The organism is Maribacter litoralis (assembly GCF_902506355.1).
Taxonomy (GTDB): Bacteria; Bacteroidota; Bacteroidia; order Flavobacteriales; family Flavobacteriaceae; genus Maribacter; species Maribacter litoralis.
This window is the reverse complement of sequence record NZ_LR733271.1, coordinates 3,095,660-3,113,933: the sequence shown is the minus strand read 5'-3', so window position 1 is coordinate 3,113,933 and position 18,274 is coordinate 3,095,660. Positions and strand designations below refer to the sequence as shown.

The following is an 18,274-nucleotide window of genomic DNA, read 5'->3' as shown; positions in this document are numbered from 1 at the left end:
TTTAAATAATAGTTTCTAAAGCTTGATTACCAAATTGGTATAGATGAAATTAGATAAAGTGTCTTTCACTGGTTTTTGTATACCTATAAGACCAGTGAAGTAATACTTCTATTCTTTCTAAGAATTAATAGAATTGAATTACTATTTTAGTTGATCACTTTCATAACTTCCAATCAACACCAAATTAGGTTCAATAACTCATTAAGCCCTTTCGAATTTGTTTAGAAAACCTGAGCAAAAAATTAGCGGGGGATAAAAAAATCATAATAAAATGGTTAGTGTTATATTTAAAAGGACTACTCTAAAAGTAAGTGTAGGACTACAAAATAAATGTTACAATTACGAAGTTACTTCAGACATCAAGTGTTCTAAATTTTTTGTTGTGAACTAGTCTACTTTGTATGAGAAATACTGACTTCTGTATACGTAGAAATAAATAAATAATGTATTTAATCGATTACACTAGTAACGACGGACTATCACAGCGTATTGATATTTTTTTAAAAAACACCTAATTTTTCTTATTTGCAAAAAATGTACTAAAACCGGGGGTTGCAAAGAATTCTTTTATAAGAGCTAAATCAATTAAATCTTTTCCAGCAAGTGTAAAACACAGGCGGAGATAAAATTGGCAAACCAGTATTTCTTACAAAAATTATCATAAAAAATAGTAGCGATTCCATTGTTATTGCAAAAAAAATTCCTACAAAAATACTCACCTTCAGAAATCAGATATTCGCAAACCAACGAAAGCTTACACTTATTGAAATTCTCCTAAAAACACGAATTCTGATTAAGAAAAAAGATTTAAATATTCGTTAATACATTTCCTGCCAAATATTGTTCATCTTTATATATCAAACTTGAAATGGAATATCTATGAACACAGTAGAGGCTAAATTAAAAGAACGTGTAAAAGAACTTACCTGTCTTTATGAGGTCACCTCTATTATTGTAAATGCAGATTATGACCAAATAGAAGCCACACTTGAAGCTATTGTCTACTGCTTAAAAAGAGCATGGCAATTTGAAGAAGTCACCGAAGTCTTTTTAAAGGTAGGTAAATGCACGGTTAAAACAGATGATTATAAACCAACAATGGTATGTTTATCATCAAAAATTAAAGTATTTAACAAATTGGAAGGTGAAGTATTAGTGGGCTACCCTTCTGACAAGTATTCACTAGACGACTTTTTAGTTGAAGAGCAGACCCTATTGAACAACGTTGCCCTAGACATAGGTAACCTTATAGAACGCAAGCAAATACGTGATAGTGAAGCACTAACCAGAAGACAGATTGAAAGAGCTGACCGTTTACATATATTAGGTGAAATTACCGCGGGTATTGCGCATGAGTTAAATACACCGCTTGCCAATATACTCGGCTTTGCCGAATTACTGGCGGAGAAAATGACAGACCAACAAGCTGTTAGGGATCTTGAAAAAATAATGGACAATGCCATTTTTAGTAGAGAAATCGTAAAAAAACTAATGTTCTTTGCTTGCGAAATGCCACAGGAAATGCAAAGGGTAAAATTGATTCCTATTGTTACCAACGTCATTAAGTTATTGGCACCATCATTACGTGATAAAAAATTAAAACTGGTAACAACTTTTGAAAATGAAGACTTAGAATTAAAGGCAGACACGGTGCAGTTAACACAGGTAATGTTCAATCTCATTATGAATGCCATTTATTACTCCCCAGAAAATGGAACAATTACAGTCAAGGTCTTAGATACGGAAAGCCATATTCTTTTAAAAATCGCCGATCAGGGCGATGGTATACCTACAAAATTGGAAGATAAGGTCTTTGAACCCTTTTTCACTACTAAACCCATTGGCGAGGGCACCGGACTAGGTCTTAGTGTGGTACACGGTATTATCACGAGCCATAAAGGTAGTATAGAGCATAGTAAAAACACCCCTAAAGGCACTATATTTACGGTTGACTTTCCAAAATTAAACTGATGGATTTGCGCAAAGAGAACATATTAATAGTAGATGACGATATAGATATATTAGAGCTTTTGCAACGACATTTACAAGCTATGGACTACCATACCTACAAAGCTGTGTCTGTAAAGGAAGCCCTGTTTATTCTTAAAGATACTTATATTGATTTGCTCATTACCGATATTCAAATGCCGGAAATTGACGGATTACAATTATTGAAATTTACCAACGAACATTACCCAGAGATACCGAAATTAGTGGTAACCGGTTATCCCTCGGTAGAAGATTCGTTAGAAGTCATAAAATCTGGCGCAACGGATTATTTGACCAAACCATTTACGAAGTCCGAACTAAAAAAAGCTATTGAAAAAGCATTTGAACAAAATGCTACTCGAAAGAATAGAACTGTCCCTTCAACACATACCAACCTCTATTCGGATATGGTGGGCGAATCGGCCGCTTTTAAAAAAGTAACGAATATTATTGAGCGTGTTAAGGACAATAAAGCTACTATTATTATAACAGGCGAAAGTGGCACGGGAAAAGAACTAGTGGCAAGAGCCATACATTATTCGGGCAAATTTTCTAGGGAGCCTTTTATTGCGGTCAATTGCGGTGCCATACCAGAAAATCTTCAAGAGGCAGAACTTTTCGGGTACATAAAAGGTGCCTTTACAGGGGCTAATGAAAATAGAAACGGTTTCTTTCAAGCAGCCAAAGGTGGTACCCTGTTTTTAGATGAAATAGGCACAGCGTCACTTGCCGTACAGACCAAATTACTTAGAGCTTTACAAGAAAAAGAAATTACACGGGTAGGATCGCAAAAAGTGGAAAAGGTTGATATAAGAATTATAGCTGCGACCAATGCAAATTTAAAGGACGAGATAAAGAATGGCACGTTTAGGGAAGATTTATATTATCGACTAACCGTAGTTGAAATTAAAGTACCACCACTACGGGAAAGAAAATCTGATATTGCTATCCTCACAGAAAAATTCATTCGGAAATATGGTATTGAATTTAAAGACCGTTTAGTACGTATTGCCCCCGAAGCGCTTCAAATTTTAGAGCGATATAACTGGCCCGGAAATATTAGAGAGCTTGAAAACATAGTTCAGCGTGCCGTAATAATGTGCGATGGCATCATTAAAGTAAAAGACTTACCAGATATTTTAAAATATCAAATCAACTTCCCTGAAAATGAATTGCGCCCCTTGCATGAAATGGAAAAAGAATACATTCAGCGTGTATTGGTGCATACCGAAGGTAACAAGACCAAAGCCGCCCAAATTCTACAAATAGATCGTAAAACCCTTCGTGAAAAACTGAAGTAAAATCGGGGAGAATATACCCGATCGGGGAATTTTTACCCGATTTTAAAAACACCCATTAATATTTATAAATATTTAAATATTTGATTTTCAGATATTTAATCACAACAACCCAAAATATCTCTTTTTAGGGCATACCAATTGCATTTTCTATTGCGAACAAAAAAGCTACAAGACCTTTTTAAAGGATTCAAGTAGAATTATTAAAAATGCAGTAGATGAAATACGGTAGTCTAGTTTTAGAAGAGAGCGAATTCTTGGCGATTAAAAAACACCTTGAGAACAACCTTTCTATTGAAGATTATGCCCATAAGAACGTGCTAGAAATTCTAGCTCAGAATATGGCCATGGCCATGGTATTGAATACTGCAGATATTCCATTTGATATTGTAACAATTAATTCAACCATTAAGGTTACCGGAGCATCGGGCGTTCATCAAACTTTTAAAATTGTGCCTCCTGAGCAGAATGATGTAAAGCAGCATAAAATTTCTGTGATCAGCAGTTTAGGAGCATCAATTATTGGTCGCGCCGTAGGTGATAGAATTTCATTTGGGCTACCAGGTGAGATAATGTCTTTGGTTATCGAAAAAGTAAATCAGCCGAACACAGCCAACAAAACCACAACTAAAGTTCAATCGACCACAAAAGAAAAAATTCATTAACTCTAAAATCAATTAATTATGTTAAAATACGCAATCGCACTATTATTCTCAGTAAGTCTTTTAAACGCACAAGACAATGTTACAACACAAACAGATGTCAATGTTGGTGATGTTTTAGAAATAGGCAAACCAGAATCGAACAAATACAAGCACATAGATTTCCCAAGAGAAAACTTCATTATTAAACGTGGTGGTATAGCCAATTATAGAAGTGCTCATGGCGAAAAAGTAGTTGTTACCGCAGTTAAACTAAAAAAGGACGGTACAACACAGATTAAAATAAAGAGAAATGATGGCAACCGTTTCTTTGGCAGTCATACGGTAGTAACCGCAGATTACAAAGACGCTATCAGCTCTGGTGAATTACAAATTTTATAAGCTCTTTTTAGTTGGTTGATGCAATCCACTTGGCATCTATAAATAAGTTGGCTGATTTATTAAGATAACGCCGAGTGGATTCATTTTTACAATCATTAGTACAATCTCAATATCAAAACAGAAACCTATTATGTTTTCAAAATTAAAAACACAACAAAGAATGCATGCCATCTTTATATTAGGCATCACCTTCTTATTGGTTTTAGGTTCAAATAGATTGTACCAAAGGCATTTTTCTACACTACAAACTACTGTAAACACAGTTTATGAAGACAGAGTAAAGGTTCAAGACTATATCTATGAGCTAAATAACATTTTTCATGAAAAAAAATTTGAACTCCTAACAGAGAATAACTTTATTATTAGCAAAGAAAACAATGTAAGGGCTGAAAAACTATTGGACGAAGTTGCTCTAACAGAACTTACCAATAAAGAATATACAGCCTTAAACGAGTTGAAAAGTCATTTCAACAAATTAAAAATATTAGAGACCAAAGAACTTCAATCTAACAATGGTCTTCAAAGTACTAACCGATCAAATTCTTTAGAAACACTTGCCCAGATCAGTACCAATTTAAATACGCTGGCAAAAATACAATTAGAAGAGAGCAAGCAACTAACACAACTTTCTAACAAAACTTTAGACAATAATATACTAATGTCAAAACTGGCATTTGCCCTTCTGATTCTTATTGGCATTACACTGCTATTATTAATTTTTTACCCTGTAAAGTCACAGCCAGTTTTTGAATAACGAACAACAGGAAGAACATTTTAATACATCATAATATGGGCTCGATGAAAAATTATATGCGGAGCATATGCTCAACCTGCACACACATTTCTTATTGTTCAATAACAAGAGATAAAAATAGCATTTATGCGTGCAGTGAATATTATCATTTTTTGGATAACACCAATGAAGCCACATTGGTAATTTCCAACGAATTGTCAAGTAACGAAGAAAAAAGAAAATTAGTCTTAAACTAAAAAGAATGATAGCAAAAGTAGCGCCCAAAAAAGCACCTAAACAAGGTATGCTAGAAAATGTAATGCGGCAGTTTGATAATGCCGCAGACATTATTGACCTTAATAAGAACATTAGAAAAATTCTTGAGGTCACCAATAATGAATTTGTTGTTCACTTTCCAGTAAGAATGGACAATGGTGAAGTTGAAATATTTACCGGTTACCGCGTTCAACACAATAACTCATTAGGACCATATAAAGGCGGACTTCGTTATCACCCTACGGTAGATATCGATGCTGCAAAGGCTTTGGCAATGTGGATGACCTGGAAAACCTCATTGGCAGGTTTGCCCTATGGCGGCGCTAAAGGAGGCATACAATTAGACCCGACAAAATATTCAGGTTCTGAATTAGAACGTATTACCAGAAGGTTTACCTATGCCTTAGGAGACAATATCGGTCCGGAATTGGATATACCCGCCCCAGATGTGAATACCAATTCGCAAACCATGGCTTGGATACTTGACACCTACATGTCTACCAAATCGCCGGCGGAACGTTCTACCAATATGCACGTAGTTACGGGTAAACCTATTGGTGCCGGTGGATCTAAAGGAAGGGACAGGGCTACCGGCTACGGAGTTTTCTTGACCATTAAATTTTGGGCAAAAAATAACAATGTAGACCTAAAGAACAAGAAGTTTATTGTACAAGGTTTTGGTAACGTAGGTTACTGGGCCTCTTATTTTTTGGTAAAGGAAGGAGCTCTGTTGACTGCAGTACAAGACGCCTATGGCAGTATAGTCAATGAAGATGGTATTGACGTAGACCAATTACTGGCCTACAGCCAAGGGAACAAAGGAAGCATATTAGGGTTCTCAAAAGCCAGAACCATTGACAACGCAGATTTCTTCTCTTTAGATTGCGATATCTGTATTCCTGCTGCACTAGGTAATCAGATTACGGCGAAGAACGCCAATAAAATAAAGGCATATTTAATTGCCGAAGGTGCAAACGGACCAACCGATGTAGATGCCGAGAACATCCTATTAAAAAAAGGTATAGACATTATTCCAGATATTCTTTGCAACTCCGGTGGGGTTATTGGAAGTTACTTTGAATGGCTACAAAACCGTAACGGTGAAATATGGTCTTTGGAAGAGGTGATGGAAAAGTTAGAAAAGAAAATGTTGACGTCTTTTACCACGGTAATAGAAACCTCTAAAAAAAGAAATGTTGATATGCGCACCGCTGCTTTCATCATTGCTATTGAAAGATTAGAGGAAGCTTATGTACAACGAGGTATTTTTCCTTGATCTGTTGTAATTGACCAAAAAACGATAAAGAATTTTAATACATAAAACTGCCACAAAGAGCGTGGTCGAAATTATTTGAAATAAGCTAGCTACTGTTCTGGGCTGCGCTTAGAATGGCAAGGAACAATATTTTAAAATTCAATTTACACTCATAAAATACAGCATATGAAGTACGGAAATCTGGTTATAGAAAAAAAGGAATTTGTAGTACTAAAGCGATTAATGAACCTATCTGGTTATTACAAAGATGACACCCTACGTAAATCTGTTAGAAAGCTGGCATCAGAATTAGAGACTGCCATAATTTTGGATGCGACCGATATGCACGATGATGTTATACGCTTTAATACTTTGGTTACGATAGTTTCGGAAAGTGGATGGCACAAGAAATTTAAACTGGTACTGCCTACCGATAGTGATATAAAAAACAACAAAATATCTATTCTTACCCCAATGGGCGCTGCAGTAATGGGCTATAGTGAAGGCGATTCGGTATTATGGGAATTTCCATCCGGAGAACAAAAATTAACCATTGAAAAAGTAGAACAAGAGAATGAACATATAAACCTTAACATGGTATTATAACAACAACACAATGGTATTACATATGTGAATACAATGAAAAAAAACATAATATCTAAAGATGAGTACACCAAGGTCTAATACGAACCCGTACTATTAAAAAGAGCACAAACAAAAACTAAAACAAACCATATGGAAAATAGTATTTTAATACCCACAGATTTCTCAAATAATTCATGGAATGCCATACTTTACGCCATAAAATTATTTGAAGACAGAAAGTGCTCTTTTTATATATTACACACCTATTCAAAAGAAACTTATGGGCTAGATAGTTTATCCTTGCTCGATCCAGATGAGGCATTCAATAAAATGTCGGCTATTAAATCAAAGGAAAAGCTTAGGGAGTTAATCGCTAAAATATCCCATTTAAATAAAAATGAAAACCATAAATTTCATGCGGTCTCGGAGTCAATATCATTATTGAGCGCAGTTAAGAATTTAAACAAGAAATTTCAGTTCGACCTTATTGTTTTAGGTGCCAAAGGTTTGGCGAACAAAAATGAAGCTTCTTACGGACAACATACCTTGGATATATTGAAAAACGTAAGGGAAAATCCCATTTTAATAGTTCCCGGCAACGTTAATTTTGACCAGCCCAAAGAAATTGTGTTAACCACAAACTTTAAAACAAATATCAAAAAATCTGAAATTAAATATTTGGTACAGTTAGCCAAATTAAGCAATGCCAGCATACAGGTGTTGAGCATGGAGCAACCTAATAGTTTATCGTTTACCCAAAAAAGAAACAAAGTGCAAATACGCAAACAATTAAAAGGCGTAGCGCACAGTTTCACCACCATGCGCAACGTAAAAATTGCTACCGCAGTAAATTGTTTTGTAGCGATAAGGCATTCTAACATGATCAGCTATGTAGATAAAAAGCCATCATTTTGGGATCGTCTCAATTTTGGCAGAATATCGCTTAACAATTTGGGTTACTATGCAGATGTACCAGTATTGGCCATACATAGCAAATGATAAAATTACCTTAACTGCTTCGGGTTCTTACTTAGGCAAATTGTACCTTTGCCGAGCATAAAAAGAACCTGATAATGAACGACGATTTTCATAGAATACTCTTTAATTATCTTGTGGAAGCGGGTCTTAGCGATACCGCGGCATCATACCTAAATTTAGCCATACTATTAGTCATTGCTTTGGTATTGGCGTGGTTCTTGGACCTCTTGATCTGGAAAGTTTTACGTTCCCTATCACTGAAGTTAGCTAGAAAATCGAAAACCAATTTCGATAATTTTTTAGTGGCGAATAGAGTACCGAGGTATTTGGCGCACATTATCCCTTTAAGTACACTTATAGAATTTGTACCATTTGGCTTTATAGGTTTTGATTTTGCAGCTGAAATAACCATGAAATTTCTACATGTGCTTTTTGTAATCTTAGCACTGTATGTGGTTAAAAGTGTGTTTACCAGTATCAATGATTATCTAAAGACCAAGCCAAGGTTTAGAGATAAGCCTATGGGGAGTTACATACAGGTATTTATGATCTTTGCCTGGGTGGTAGGCATATTTACCATTTTCGCCATTATAACAGAAATTAAGGTTTGGAAATTCTTTACCGCTCTTGGTGCGGGGTCTGCAGTTATACTTTTAATTTTTAAGGATTCCATTTTGGGGCTGGTTGCCAGTATACAGGTAAGCATTAACGATATGGTTCGTATTGGAGACTGGATCAGTTTTGACAAATTCGGGGCAGATGGCGATGTTATTGAAATATCTTTGGCAACGGTAAAAGTGCAGAATTTTGATAAGACCATTACCACCATACCTACCTATGCCCTAATATCCGATTCTTTTAAGAACTGGCGCGGCATGCAAGATTCTGGCGGTAGACGTATAAAACGAGCCTTGATCATCAGTCAAAAAAGTATACGCTTTCTTTCAGAAACAGATATAGCGGAGTTTGAAAAAATACAATTAATAGCGCCGTACCTTAAAACAAGAAACGAGCAGATCAATTCTTACAACACTTCTAACGACATCAATAAAGAACTCGCTATAAACGGTAGAAATTTGACCAATATAGGCGTGTTCAGAAAATACGTAAACGATTATTTAGAAAACCATTCTGCCGTAAATAAAGGTATGACCTTAATGGTACGTCAATTACCCCCAACTCCGCAAGGTATACCCTTAGAAGTCTATGCGTTTAGCTCAGATAAACGATGGGAAAACTATGAATATGTAATGGCAGATATCTTTGATCACCTACTGGCCGCCCTACCCTATTTTCACTTACAGGTTTATGAAATTCCGGTGCCTTCCATTTCCGTTGAAAATTAATTTTTTTATAGCGATATTCTATTGAGCAAAATATATAAAAACAAATATAACGGCTTGTTATAATTTTTGCTCAACGGCTATATATATCAAAAGCCCTTAGTTATTGAATTTCAAGGAAAATTGTATCTTTCTTACAAATAACGCCTATTGCATTTTTTTATGTGTTGTACTTCTTTATGAACAACCTTTAACCAATGATACATTTCTTTAGAAAAATAAGGCAAAAATTACTATCTGATAATAACTTCAGCAAATATCTAATTTATGCAATAGGAGAAATAATTCTTGTTGTTATTGGAATTTTGATTGCTCTTGCCATCAATAACATGAATCAAAATCGGGTTATTCAGGAAAAAGAGCAAACTTATTTGAATGGTTTAAGAGCAGAATTTCAAATCAGTAAAGTTAAATTAAGTGAATTGATTGAAGTTAACAAGAGTAATTTCCAAGGAGCAAAGAAGTTATTAAAATATGTTGGTAATAAAAATGAATCACCATCCGAAAAGCATTTTTCTGAATTATTGTTCAATACATTTTCATCTGATATTTCTTTTAACCCTAACAACTCCCTTTTACACGAAATAATAAACTCTGGGAGCTTGAAAGACATTTCAAATAATGACTTAAGAATACAACTAACCAATTGGATTTCAACAATAGAAGATGTCTCAAAACAGGAAAATGAACTTGGCATCCAAAGGGAAAAAGTTCTTGATATTTTTAGAACAAATGATAACAGCCTGAGAACAATATTTGACCTAACCGGTGTAAACCAAGAAATAGGATTACAAAAAACAGAGCAGAATATTAGTAATCTAGAACTATTAAATTCGAGGAAGTTTGAAAATAATATTTTAATGTTTGTGCTAACAGCTAAGGCAATGGAAAAAGCACATTATCAACCCCTAATGGAAGATTTAGATTCTATTTTAAAACTGATTGAAAATGAAATAAAATAATGTGAGTATAATATCATATATGAATAATACCTAATTAATTGGTTTTTAAATAATTCAAAGCTCAGTGGAACGGCCAATGAAAATTATTAAAAAAGCATGTTTTCAACAAAGCCGGAATGATCAATACTCAATACATTGATAATGCCGATTTCTCGAATATTCCAGAATATGTATTCCGTTATGAGAGAGACAACTTAAATCAATGGCAATCTGTTGAAGGTCATCGGATGGATGAAGTAGTAGGAGCTGGAGGTATCTATCTTAGATTGAATGTTTATGCTAATTATATTGAGAAACTGCGTAATAAATCTCTATTAACTAAAGAATCACATGAATTAATTTTCAAGCCAATTTCAATGAACATGGAATTGCATTCAGAAGATTTAAAAATTCTATTAGATAAAGAATCTTCCTATGCGATGGGTTAGGAAGTGACTGATTCATTAGCTCTTTCAACCGGACTTTGGTATGGGACAAATACTTTCGTGATTTATGACCGAAAGGGCCCCTTAACAATTGTAATGCTTTCAAATTACAACGACTTTTTCAAGCATAGACTAGTAGACAAAACTTATTCAATTGTATACGATTACTTCTTTAATACTACCAACAACCTACAATAGCTAACACTAGCATACCTACAAAAAACTTCACAGATTTTTCATTGGCTTTGTATTTACTAAATTAGATGCTTGAACATCGTAACTAGCTTTATACGAACTTGTTAACAACCAACTATATAAACATTGCACTTCAAATATTATTATGCTTTCATTTTTATATATCGAGAATTATAGATATATTAAAGGTATGAATTTGAAAATAGCGACAGAAATCGGTAAATGTTTATCGAACCAAACCAGGTTTCAGATATTAGAATGGTTGAAAGAACCAGAGAAACATTTTCCGCCACACGAGACATTAAAGCATTTTAATGATGGTGTTTGTGTTACCTATATTCAAGAAAAAGCTGGATTATCACAGTCGACCATTTCAACTTATCTAACCAATATGGAAAAGTGCGGACTTTTAATATCAACAAGACACGGAAAATGGTCTTATTTAAAAAGAAACGAAAAGACAATTCAACAGTTTACAGATTTTCTAACATAAAAAAAATCACCCAAACATATCGACATTTCGCAATATAACAAACTATGAAGTTATTAATTGACATTTTAGGTTGGTCTGGTTCAGGGTTAATAATCCTTGCCTATGCCCTAACCTTAATTGAAAATAAAAAGTATGTAGATTATGGTAAGTATTTGAACTTGCTAGGAGGACTTTTAATAGCTATAAACTGTTATTACTATAATGCAATTCCACCATTTGTAACTAATTTACTTTGGAGTGTCATTGCAACTTTAACGATATATAAGTCAAGAAATAAAAAAGAGAAATGCAACAAGACTAAATGTTTAACGTAAAAATAAAACAATGAAAATTTTAATAATTGGAGGAAACGGAACAATAGGAAAAACTGTTGTTTCACATTTTGAAGAAAAGAACGAAATTTTAATCGCTGGACGAACCAATGGAGATGTGAATGTCGATATAGCCGATAGTAGTTCAATAAAATCAATGTTTGATGACATTGGCAAAGTGGATGCTATAATTTGTATCGCTGGAGAAGCCAAATGGGCTGATTTTAATGAACTTACCGAAGAAGACTATTACATAGGTTTGAAAAGTAAATTAATGGGGCAAGTAAACCTTGTACGCATCGGACAGAATTATTTAAGTTCAAATGGTTCCATAACTCTTTCCACAGGAATTTTAGCAGATGATCCAGTTGTAAAAACAACTAGTGCTGCAATGGTAAATGGTGGAATTCATAGTTTTGTACAAGCGGTTGCACTTGAAATTGAAAACGGAATTAGAGTAAATGTTGTTTCTTCTGGAATGGTAGAAGATGCTTACGACAAATACAAAGACTATTTTCCAGGACACAATCCGATACCAATGAAAAAAGTAATTAATGGCTATGTAAGAAGTGTAAACGGAAAAGGAAATGGCGAAATAATTAGAATTTATGACTGAAAAAGCCAAGGACCAACACTTTAATCGTTGCACAAGCCTTTTTATAAGATGATTTAAAAAATCAAATCATTTGTAACCAAATAGTTATAATTTTAACAAAGTTGAAAAAATAGGTTTTAATATTATATTGTTGCGCAACAGCCGCAATTACTATAAGTAATCGATTGTTCTTACCAATTTTGCTAAGGACCACCGTACTGTTAAGAGGTCAACTTTTGGCTACAACCTAAAAAACGGGTAGATAATAACCAATGAAAAAAGGAATCATAATTCTTGGAAGTGCAAACAGCAATGGAGAAACAAAAAAGATTGCATCGTTTGTAGCAGATAAATTAAACTACCCGATTATAGATTTAAAGACAAAAAACATTTCGGAATTCGACTATGAGTTTAAAAATAGAAATGATGATTTTCATCCCTTGATCGAGGAAATCGTTCGTAACTATAACGTAATAATTTTTGCTACTCCTGTATATTGGTATTCCATGAGCGGAATAATGAAAACATTTTTTGATAGAATATCAGACTGTTTAAAAATAGAAAAAGAGACGGGCAGAAAATTGAGAGGTTTAGAAATAGCGGTTATAAGTTGTGGCTCAGATAAGGTGCTAAAAGATGGATTTCATATGCCTTTTATAGAAACTGCAAAATATCTTGGAATGCATTATATTTCAGATGTGCACTGTTGGGTTGAAAATGGAACAATCCCAATTTCAGTACAAAATGAATTGAATAAGTTCATAACATCGATAGAATAGCATGGATGTACAGGTTTATTTAGATAGAATTGATTTTGAAGACACTATCGCACTACATAAAAATGTCCTTTTTAAACTTCAAAGAAAGCATCTTTTAAATATTCCTTTCGAAAATTTAGACATACATTATAACAGAAAAATAAAGCTATCGGTACCAGCCATTTATCAAAAAATAATAAATGAAAAACGAGGCGGATTTTGCTACGAACTCAACGGACTTTTTCACAGTCTATTAAAACAAATTGGCTTTGATGCAAAATTAATATCAGCTAGAGTACATATAAAAGACGATGACTATAGTCCTGAATATGACCATTTGGCAATAATCGTGAATTTGGAAAACAAACAGTTTTTAGTTGATGTAGGTTTTGGAAAATTTTCTTTAGAACCTTTAAAATTAGAAATGAATCAAACCATCTCCGATAGCTTTGGAAAGTTTCAATTTGATAAATTCAACAAAGAGTATTACCGAATAAATGAAGTAAAGGACACTAATGTATTACCCCAATACATATTTAAAAACGAAGAGCGCAAACTTTCTGAATTCAGCAAAAGATGCGAATTTCATCAGACTAGTGAACATTCCCATTTCACGAAGAAAAAACTAATCTCAATAGCAAAAACTAACGGAAGAATAACTCTGAATAATTCGCAATTAAAAATTACTCACCTTGAAAATGAAGAAGAAATCAACTTTGATGAGCGTGAGTTTGAATCTAAATTGAAGCACTATTTTGATATAGAAATCTAAAAAGGTAATGGTCAAAAAAAGGTGATTTACCACCAAGAACCCAGTAGTATTATTGAAAAAATAAGACAAAACAAAAGTGTCAATTATGACCCCAAAAGAAAACTTGAAAAATTTAGGGCTGCAACTCCCAAAGGTATCAACACCCGGTGGCAGTTATGTTTCAGTAAATGTGCGAGAAAATATTGCTTACATCGCAATTCAATTCCCAATATTGAACCAAAACTATCTTTATCAAGGTAGATTAGGAAAAGAAATCACTACGGAACAAGGGTATAAAGCAATGGAATTATGTGCCTTAAATGTTTTGGCTCAAATAGACCATAAAATAGGTTTTGAAAATATTGTAGGACTTAACCACATTGATGCTTATTTTCAATCAGGACCGGATTGGGACGACTCGCCCATTGTTGTCAACGGAGCATCAGATCTGTTCGTTAAGGTATTAGAGGAAAAAGGCAAACATTCAAGAGCAATTTTTGGGGTTGAAAAATTACCAAGAAATTTTAGTGTAGGGTTAACGGCATCATTTACCATCAATAAAAAGACATAGTAACATAACCTATTTTCCGTAAGCACTTAAATGCCAAAAGGTCTATTTCACTTAATATTTTTATTTTTTAAAAATCACCATATTATATTTATAGCAAATTTGAATAATGACTACAACAGGTTATTAAATTCTATAAATGAATATAACGCCTTTAACAAAACTCAAATTTTTTCTAATACTATTATTGGTTATTGGTTGTGCAGAAAAGAAGCCTAGAAATAAAACTGGTGAATGTAAAGATAAGCCAGTAACAAAAGCATATACGGGTACTGCAAGTGTAAGCCAGGGCATAGCCACTACAATAGCAGAAGATTTGTATTTATGTGATCGTGGCAGAAAAACAGATGTTGGTGAAATTACTTCTAGTGATGGTAAAAATGGACCGCAGCTGCAGAAACCAATTATACGAATGACAGTTCTCCGTATGCCACTGATTTATATAACTCATGCATTTGCAGATTCCAGATGGTTGGATGCAAACCGATTTCGATGACTCCAATTGGCAAGATGCATCAATATACACCAATGAAACCATAGGTGTAGCCAACAAACCTTCTTACACCAATTTCACTACACTATTTGATGACCCTGGCAACGATGGTAAATTTATTTGGACAACCAATGTTATTCTAGATAATGAAGTGCTTGTAAGATATACTGTAAAATAACTTTTTGATTACGCCCATAACCAATATCTTGTAAGCTAAAATTCAATTTGAACGAAAATTAAATGATGCGTAAAGAACTAAATATTGATGAATGGTCTAGAAAAGAACACTTTGAGTTTTTTTCAAAGTTCAGTGAGCCTTTCTTTGGAATTACGGCAAAAATAGATTGTTCATTAGCTTACAAAAAGTCTAAAGAAAACGGGTATTCTTTCTTTATGTACTACTTACACAAATCTTTAAAAGCCGCAAACAGTATATCGGCATTTAGGTACCGCATAGATAATGGCAAAGTTTATGAATATGAGGTCGTAAATGCATCGCCCACCATAGATCGTGCGAACGGCACTTTTGGTTTCTCTTATTTAGATTATAACGAAGATTTTAAAACCTTTTGTGACCTTGCGGTACCCAGAATAGAAGACGTAAAAAACTCCAACAGCCTTATGCCCGCCTTATCAGGAGAAAACGTAATTCATTTCTCGTCTTTGCCATGGATCGATTTTACATCGTTATCCCATGCCAGAAATTATGATTTTCCCGATAGTTGCCCTAAAATAAGTTTTGGTAAAATGACCACGGTAGATGGCAAACAACAGATGTCCGTTTCCGTACATGTACACCATGGTTTGGCAGATGGCTTACATGTTGGTCAGTTCTATGAAAAACTACAAGAGCTTATGGACCATGATGATTAGTTAAAAAAACTTGAATACTAACATCTCATCTATAAAGTAGAAGTCAATTTCATCATATTGGCACTCAAAGAATATAACCAACGTAGCTGCTCCCAAATCAGTTGTTCTTCTTGATGATTTCTTTTGAATTCATGAGTGTCGTTCGAACTTAGGTTTACTTGCTCAGATTGAAATTTGGGCAGTTGCTTTTGAAATGATATGACCTCATCTAAATTCATTTTCTCGCTATTTTTAGAAACTGCAGAAAGCATTTTCAAAACGGACGAAAGGTTCTCATTAATTTTAGAAGTGATGTCATTAAATCGCTCAGAAGCTTCTGTAGTGGTGTGGTGCTGAATATAAATACTCAATGAAGCCAAAGCCGATAAGAAATTATGGTTAAGCTCTACCAACTCATAAATCTTGTTTAAATTTTTCTGTTTTGAATGCGGCTCTTGCGTCATTCTTTGAAATGCAGAACTAAGGTTTGAAGTCTCTAAAAAAGCACTTTTACGTGCCAGACGATAACTCGTTGGCACAGTACCTTTATGAACATAAAAATCTGAAATCTCCTTTAGGTATGTACTATTGGCAGCTACACTTTTAGCTACATCTTTACGTATTTCCTGAAAACTCCAGCTGGGCCATAAAAATAAAAATCCCAAATATGAAAGTGCCGCACCTAATAGCGTATCTAAAATACGATATTGTATAACCGTCATTACATCTGGTTGAAGTATTCCGTAAATAAAAACGATACTTAACGTTACATATATAGCCGATAACTTATAGTTCTTTTGAAGCATCGATAAGGCAATAACAAACGAGATCAAAGCCAAAGTTGCATACACATATACATCTTGTACTAAAAATACAATAACGGTTGCTATGAGTCCGCCAATAATGGTTCCCACAGTTCTATCTTTTGATCGTGTTTTCGTTAAACCATAATTGGGTCTCATTATTAAGATAATGGTCAGTAAAATCCAATATGCGTTCTGAAAAGCGAATAGGTTACCCAATACAAAACCGATCATTAGCGTAATGGACATACGCAGAGAATGCCTAAAAATGGTTGACCTAAAACTTAGGTTTCTTAACAGGATACGCGGACTATAATCTTGTGAAATTAAGAAACGTTTTAAAATTTCTTTATCTATAAATTCTTCCGATGCCACATCATGGTCACTCAATAACCACTTGATCCTTTTAATCTTATCAAACTGTTTTTCTTGATATTCAAGAAAGTTCTGAAACATGATAAATGCTTCATAAGACTTAGCATCTTTCACTTTGCCCAATTCCTGAATCTTTAATGCCAAGTCATCAAAACGATCCTTTAGATGGTTATGCTTGGGTATTTTCTTTGGTTTGTTACCTATTGCCGCAATCATTTGTAACTGCTCAGCCATTTCAAAAATGAGATTTTGAAACAGTGCGGTAAACTCCGGATGCGCTTGAAACTGCTTATCCATCTTGGTATAATTTACAGGATTTGCACCAGCGGTCTCCAACATTTCTATCAGTTGGGCCAAAACCAAAACACGTTTGCCATTATACACCGATCTACCAGAATTTTTACGTGAAAGAATAAGAATTTCACGAAGGGTATCATGTTGTTCGGTCAATTCGCTTTGCATCAAGAACAGACTTTTTAAAAGCTTTTTTCTGTTTGAGAGCTCACTGATCAACTTGCCCCGTTTTTTCATTAACTTACCCGTTCTACCAATAGTTTCGTACAGAATCTCTTCGGTTTGCCCTTTCGGATTTATTTTAAACCACAACAGCGACAAAGCCAAATACCACATTCCGCCAAGGCCAACCAACAACGAATATTCGTAAATTTTTAACTGATCGGGTGTATGTGCAAAACTTATGACCAAGGCCAACAGACCCGAAAAACTAATTAGCGAAGCTCTAAAACCGTAAGAAGAGATCATGGATATCGCAAAACTGACCACACCCAAAATAACCAATGACAGCCATGGGGAAAAGTGCAAATACCCTCCAATAAAACTTACGACCATAACCAAGGCTGCAGAGAATAAAATGCCATATACTTTGTGCTTTAGGCTACCGTGAACATCACTAGGATTACACCAAAAAGCACCAAAACAAATAGCTACGCCGATTTCAGCATATCCCGTAGAAATACCAATGGCCAAAGGAGTAACCACGGCAATTACCGTTAATACAGATTTGGTAAAGTTGGTACTCCCCAAAAATTGAGTTAGCGATTTGATCGTATCTAAAATATAAACTTGAATTTTGCTCAATACCTACAGAATAAAGTACAAAGATAGACTTTGAAAAATAGTTTTGTACGCTTATCAACATTATGAAATAAGTATCTTATGCAATGGTAATTGTA

At 34.3% G+C, this 18,274-nt stretch carries 21 protein-coding genes; 20 read left to right on the top strand and 1 reads right to left on the bottom strand.

Going from position 1 to position 18,274, the window contains the following annotated elements; translation table 11 throughout:
* The first annotated feature begins 879 nt into the window (after window positions 1-879).
* The 20 genes from EXIGUO8A_RS13170 to EXIGUO8A_RS13075 all read left to right on the top strand — a co-directional run bounded on the left by EXIGUO8A_RS13170 (window position 880) and on the right by EXIGUO8A_RS13075 (window position 15,924).
* Window positions 880-1,971: a sensor histidine kinase gene (locus EXIGUO8A_RS13170; RefSeq protein ID WP_159303488.1), complete on the top strand. Its 1,092-nt coding sequence runs from the start codon at window positions 880-882 to the stop codon at window positions 1,969-1,971.
* Window positions 1,971-3,290, top strand: coding sequence for a sigma-54-dependent transcriptional regulator (locus EXIGUO8A_RS13165; RefSeq protein ID WP_159303487.1), 1,320 nt, complete (start codon window positions 1,971-1,973; stop codon window positions 3,288-3,290). The genes EXIGUO8A_RS13170 and EXIGUO8A_RS13165 overlap by 1 nt, the downstream gene beginning before the upstream one ends.
* Before the next feature lie 215 nt (window positions 3,291-3,505).
* Window positions 3,506-3,952 (top strand): GreA/GreB family elongation factor, encoded by a 447-nt coding sequence (locus EXIGUO8A_RS13160; RefSeq protein WP_159303486.1) that lies wholly within the window; start codon window positions 3,506-3,508, stop codon window positions 3,950-3,952.
* An 18-nt stretch (window positions 3,953-3,970) separates the two neighbouring features.
* Complete coding sequence (locus EXIGUO8A_RS13155; protein ID WP_159303485.1) at window positions 3,971-4,330, top strand: hypothetical protein; 360 nt, start codon at window positions 3,971-3,973, stop codon at window positions 4,328-4,330.
* 130 nt (window positions 4,331-4,460) lie between these two features.
* Entirely contained in the window at window positions 4,461-5,084 is a 624-nt protein-coding gene (locus EXIGUO8A_RS13150) for an MCP four helix bundle domain-containing protein (RefSeq protein ID WP_159303484.1), read from the top strand.
* Window positions 5,085-5,325: 241 nt separating this feature from the next.
* Window positions 5,326-6,615: a Glu/Leu/Phe/Val family dehydrogenase gene (locus EXIGUO8A_RS13145; protein ID WP_159303483.1), complete on the top strand. Its 1,290-nt coding sequence runs from the start codon at window positions 5,326-5,328 to the stop codon at window positions 6,613-6,615.
* Between the two features lie 165 nt (window positions 6,616-6,780).
* Complete coding sequence (locus EXIGUO8A_RS13140) at window positions 6,781-7,200, top strand: GreA/GreB family elongation factor (RefSeq protein ID WP_116770879.1); 420 nt, start codon at window positions 6,781-6,783, stop codon at window positions 7,198-7,200.
* A gap of 129 nt (window positions 7,201-7,329) precedes the next feature.
* Window positions 7,330-8,178: a universal stress protein gene (locus EXIGUO8A_RS13135; RefSeq protein WP_159303482.1), complete on the top strand. Its 849-nt coding sequence runs from the start codon at window positions 7,330-7,332 to the stop codon at window positions 8,176-8,178.
* A gap of 74 nt (window positions 8,179-8,252) precedes the next feature.
* Window positions 8,253-9,503 carry a mechanosensitive ion channel family protein gene (locus EXIGUO8A_RS13130; protein WP_116770877.1) on the top strand — a complete coding sequence of 417 codons (1,251 nt, stop codon included), beginning with the start codon at window positions 8,253-8,255 and terminating at the stop codon, window positions 9,501-9,503.
* 194 nt (window positions 9,504-9,697) lie between these two features.
* Complete coding sequence (locus EXIGUO8A_RS13125) at window positions 9,698-10,462, top strand: DUF6090 family protein (RefSeq protein WP_159303481.1); 765 nt, start codon at window positions 9,698-9,700, stop codon at window positions 10,460-10,462.
* A gap of 116 nt (window positions 10,463-10,578) precedes the next feature.
* The gene (locus EXIGUO8A_RS13120; protein ID WP_159303480.1) at window positions 10,579-10,890 is read left to right on the top strand and encodes a hypothetical protein; all 312 of its coding nucleotides are present in this window, start codon (window positions 10,579-10,581) and stop codon (window positions 10,888-10,890) included.
* Window positions 10,891-11,272: 382 nt separating this feature from the next.
* Window positions 11,273-11,575 carry an ArsR/SmtB family transcription factor gene (locus tag EXIGUO8A_RS13115; RefSeq protein ID WP_159303479.1) on the top strand — a complete coding sequence of 101 codons (303 nt, stop codon included), beginning with the start codon at window positions 11,273-11,275 and terminating at the stop codon, window positions 11,573-11,575.
* A gap of 44 nt (window positions 11,576-11,619) precedes the next feature.
* Window positions 11,620-11,889, top strand: a complete 270-nt coding sequence (locus EXIGUO8A_RS13110; protein WP_116770874.1) for a CBU_0592 family membrane protein — start codon at window positions 11,620-11,622, stop codon at window positions 11,887-11,889.
* A 10-nt stretch (window positions 11,890-11,899) separates the two neighbouring features.
* Window positions 11,900-12,502, top strand: coding sequence for a short chain dehydrogenase (locus EXIGUO8A_RS13105; protein WP_159303478.1), 603 nt, complete (start codon window positions 11,900-11,902; stop codon window positions 12,500-12,502).
* A 251-nt stretch (window positions 12,503-12,753) separates the two neighbouring features.
* Window positions 12,754-13,260: a flavodoxin family protein gene (locus tag EXIGUO8A_RS13100; RefSeq protein WP_159303477.1), complete on the top strand. Its 507-nt coding sequence runs from the start codon at window positions 12,754-12,756 to the stop codon at window positions 13,258-13,260.
* A gap of 1 nt (window position 13,261) precedes the next feature.
* A complete protein-coding gene (locus EXIGUO8A_RS13095; RefSeq protein WP_159303476.1) occupies window positions 13,262-14,011 on the top strand; it encodes an arylamine N-acetyltransferase family protein in 750 nt (249 codons plus the stop codon).
* Window positions 14,012-14,096: 85 nt separating this feature from the next.
* Window positions 14,097-14,561 (top strand): RidA family protein, encoded by a 465-nt coding sequence (locus EXIGUO8A_RS13090; protein ID WP_159303475.1) that lies wholly within the window; start codon window positions 14,097-14,099, stop codon window positions 14,559-14,561.
* A gap of 136 nt (window positions 14,562-14,697) precedes the next feature.
* A complete protein-coding gene (locus EXIGUO8A_RS13085; protein WP_201304116.1) occupies window positions 14,698-15,054 on the top strand; it encodes a hypothetical protein in 357 nt (118 codons plus the stop codon).
* The gene (locus tag EXIGUO8A_RS13080) at window positions 15,014-15,229 is read left to right on the top strand and encodes a hypothetical protein (protein WP_201304115.1); all 216 of its coding nucleotides are present in this window, start codon (window positions 15,014-15,016) and stop codon (window positions 15,227-15,229) included. The genes EXIGUO8A_RS13085 and EXIGUO8A_RS13080 overlap by 41 nt, the downstream gene beginning before the upstream one ends.
* 65 nt (window positions 15,230-15,294) lie before the next feature.
* Entirely contained in the window at window positions 15,295-15,924 is a 630-nt protein-coding gene (locus EXIGUO8A_RS13075) for a chloramphenicol acetyltransferase (protein ID WP_159303474.1), read from the top strand.
* A 29-nt stretch (window positions 15,925-15,953) separates the two neighbouring features.
* Here EXIGUO8A_RS13075 and EXIGUO8A_RS13070 read toward each other — a convergent pair whose 3' ends face one another.
* The gene (locus tag EXIGUO8A_RS13070; protein ID WP_159303473.1) at window positions 15,954-18,179 is read right to left on the bottom strand and encodes an FUSC family protein; all 2,226 of its coding nucleotides are present in this window, start codon (window positions 18,177-18,179) and stop codon (window positions 15,954-15,956) included.
* Between the last annotated feature and the right edge of the window lie 95 nt (window positions 18,180-18,274).

Coding starts and splice junctions, on each gene's coding strand:
- EXIGUO8A_RS13105 (WP_159303478.1), top strand. CDS start 11,900: ATGAAAATTTTAATAATTGGAGGAAACGGAACAATAGGAAAAACTGTT.
- EXIGUO8A_RS13110 (WP_116770874.1), top strand. CDS start 11,620: ATGAAGTTATTAATTGACATTTTAGGTTGGTCTGGTTCAGGGTTAATA.
- EXIGUO8A_RS13120 (WP_159303480.1), top strand. CDS start 10,579: ATGATCAATACTCAATACATTGATAATGCCGATTTCTCGAATATTCCA.
- EXIGUO8A_RS13170 (WP_159303488.1), top strand. CDS start 880: ATGAACACAGTAGAGGCTAAATTAAAAGAACGTGTAAAAGAACTTACC.
- EXIGUO8A_RS13075 (WP_159303474.1), top strand. CDS start 15,295: ATGCGTAAAGAACTAAATATTGATGAATGGTCTAGAAAAGAACACTTT.
- EXIGUO8A_RS13165 (WP_159303487.1), top strand. CDS start 1,971: ATGGATTTGCGCAAAGAGAACATATTAATAGTAGATGACGATATAGAT.
- EXIGUO8A_RS13115 (WP_159303479.1), top strand. CDS start 11,273: ATGAATTTGAAAATAGCGACAGAAATCGGTAAATGTTTATCGAACCAA.
- EXIGUO8A_RS13155 (WP_159303485.1), top strand. CDS start 3,971: ATGTTAAAATACGCAATCGCACTATTATTCTCAGTAAGTCTTTTAAAC.
- EXIGUO8A_RS13090 (WP_159303475.1), top strand. CDS start 14,097: ATGACCCCAAAAGAAAACTTGAAAAATTTAGGGCTGCAACTCCCAAAG.
- EXIGUO8A_RS13130 (WP_116770877.1), top strand. CDS start 8,253: ATGAACGACGATTTTCATAGAATACTCTTTAATTATCTTGTGGAAGCG.
- EXIGUO8A_RS13085 (WP_201304116.1), top strand. CDS start 14,698: ATGAATATAACGCCTTTAACAAAACTCAAATTTTTTCTAATACTATTA.
- EXIGUO8A_RS13095 (WP_159303476.1), top strand. CDS start 13,262: ATGGATGTACAGGTTTATTTAGATAGAATTGATTTTGAAGACACTATC.
- EXIGUO8A_RS13125 (WP_159303481.1), top strand. CDS start 9,698: ATGATACATTTCTTTAGAAAAATAAGGCAAAAATTACTATCTGATAAT.
- EXIGUO8A_RS13100 (WP_159303477.1), top strand. CDS start 12,754: ATGAAAAAAGGAATCATAATTCTTGGAAGTGCAAACAGCAATGGAGAA.
- EXIGUO8A_RS13135 (WP_159303482.1), top strand. CDS start 7,330: ATGGAAAATAGTATTTTAATACCCACAGATTTCTCAAATAATTCATGG.
- EXIGUO8A_RS13150 (WP_159303484.1), top strand. CDS start 4,461: ATGTTTTCAAAATTAAAAACACAACAAAGAATGCATGCCATCTTTATA.
- EXIGUO8A_RS13140 (WP_116770879.1), top strand. CDS start 6,781: ATGAAGTACGGAAATCTGGTTATAGAAAAAAAGGAATTTGTAGTACTA.
- EXIGUO8A_RS13160 (WP_159303486.1), top strand. CDS start 3,506: ATGAAATACGGTAGTCTAGTTTTAGAAGAGAGCGAATTCTTGGCGATT.
- EXIGUO8A_RS13145 (WP_159303483.1), top strand. CDS start 5,326: ATGATAGCAAAAGTAGCGCCCAAAAAAGCACCTAAACAAGGTATGCTA.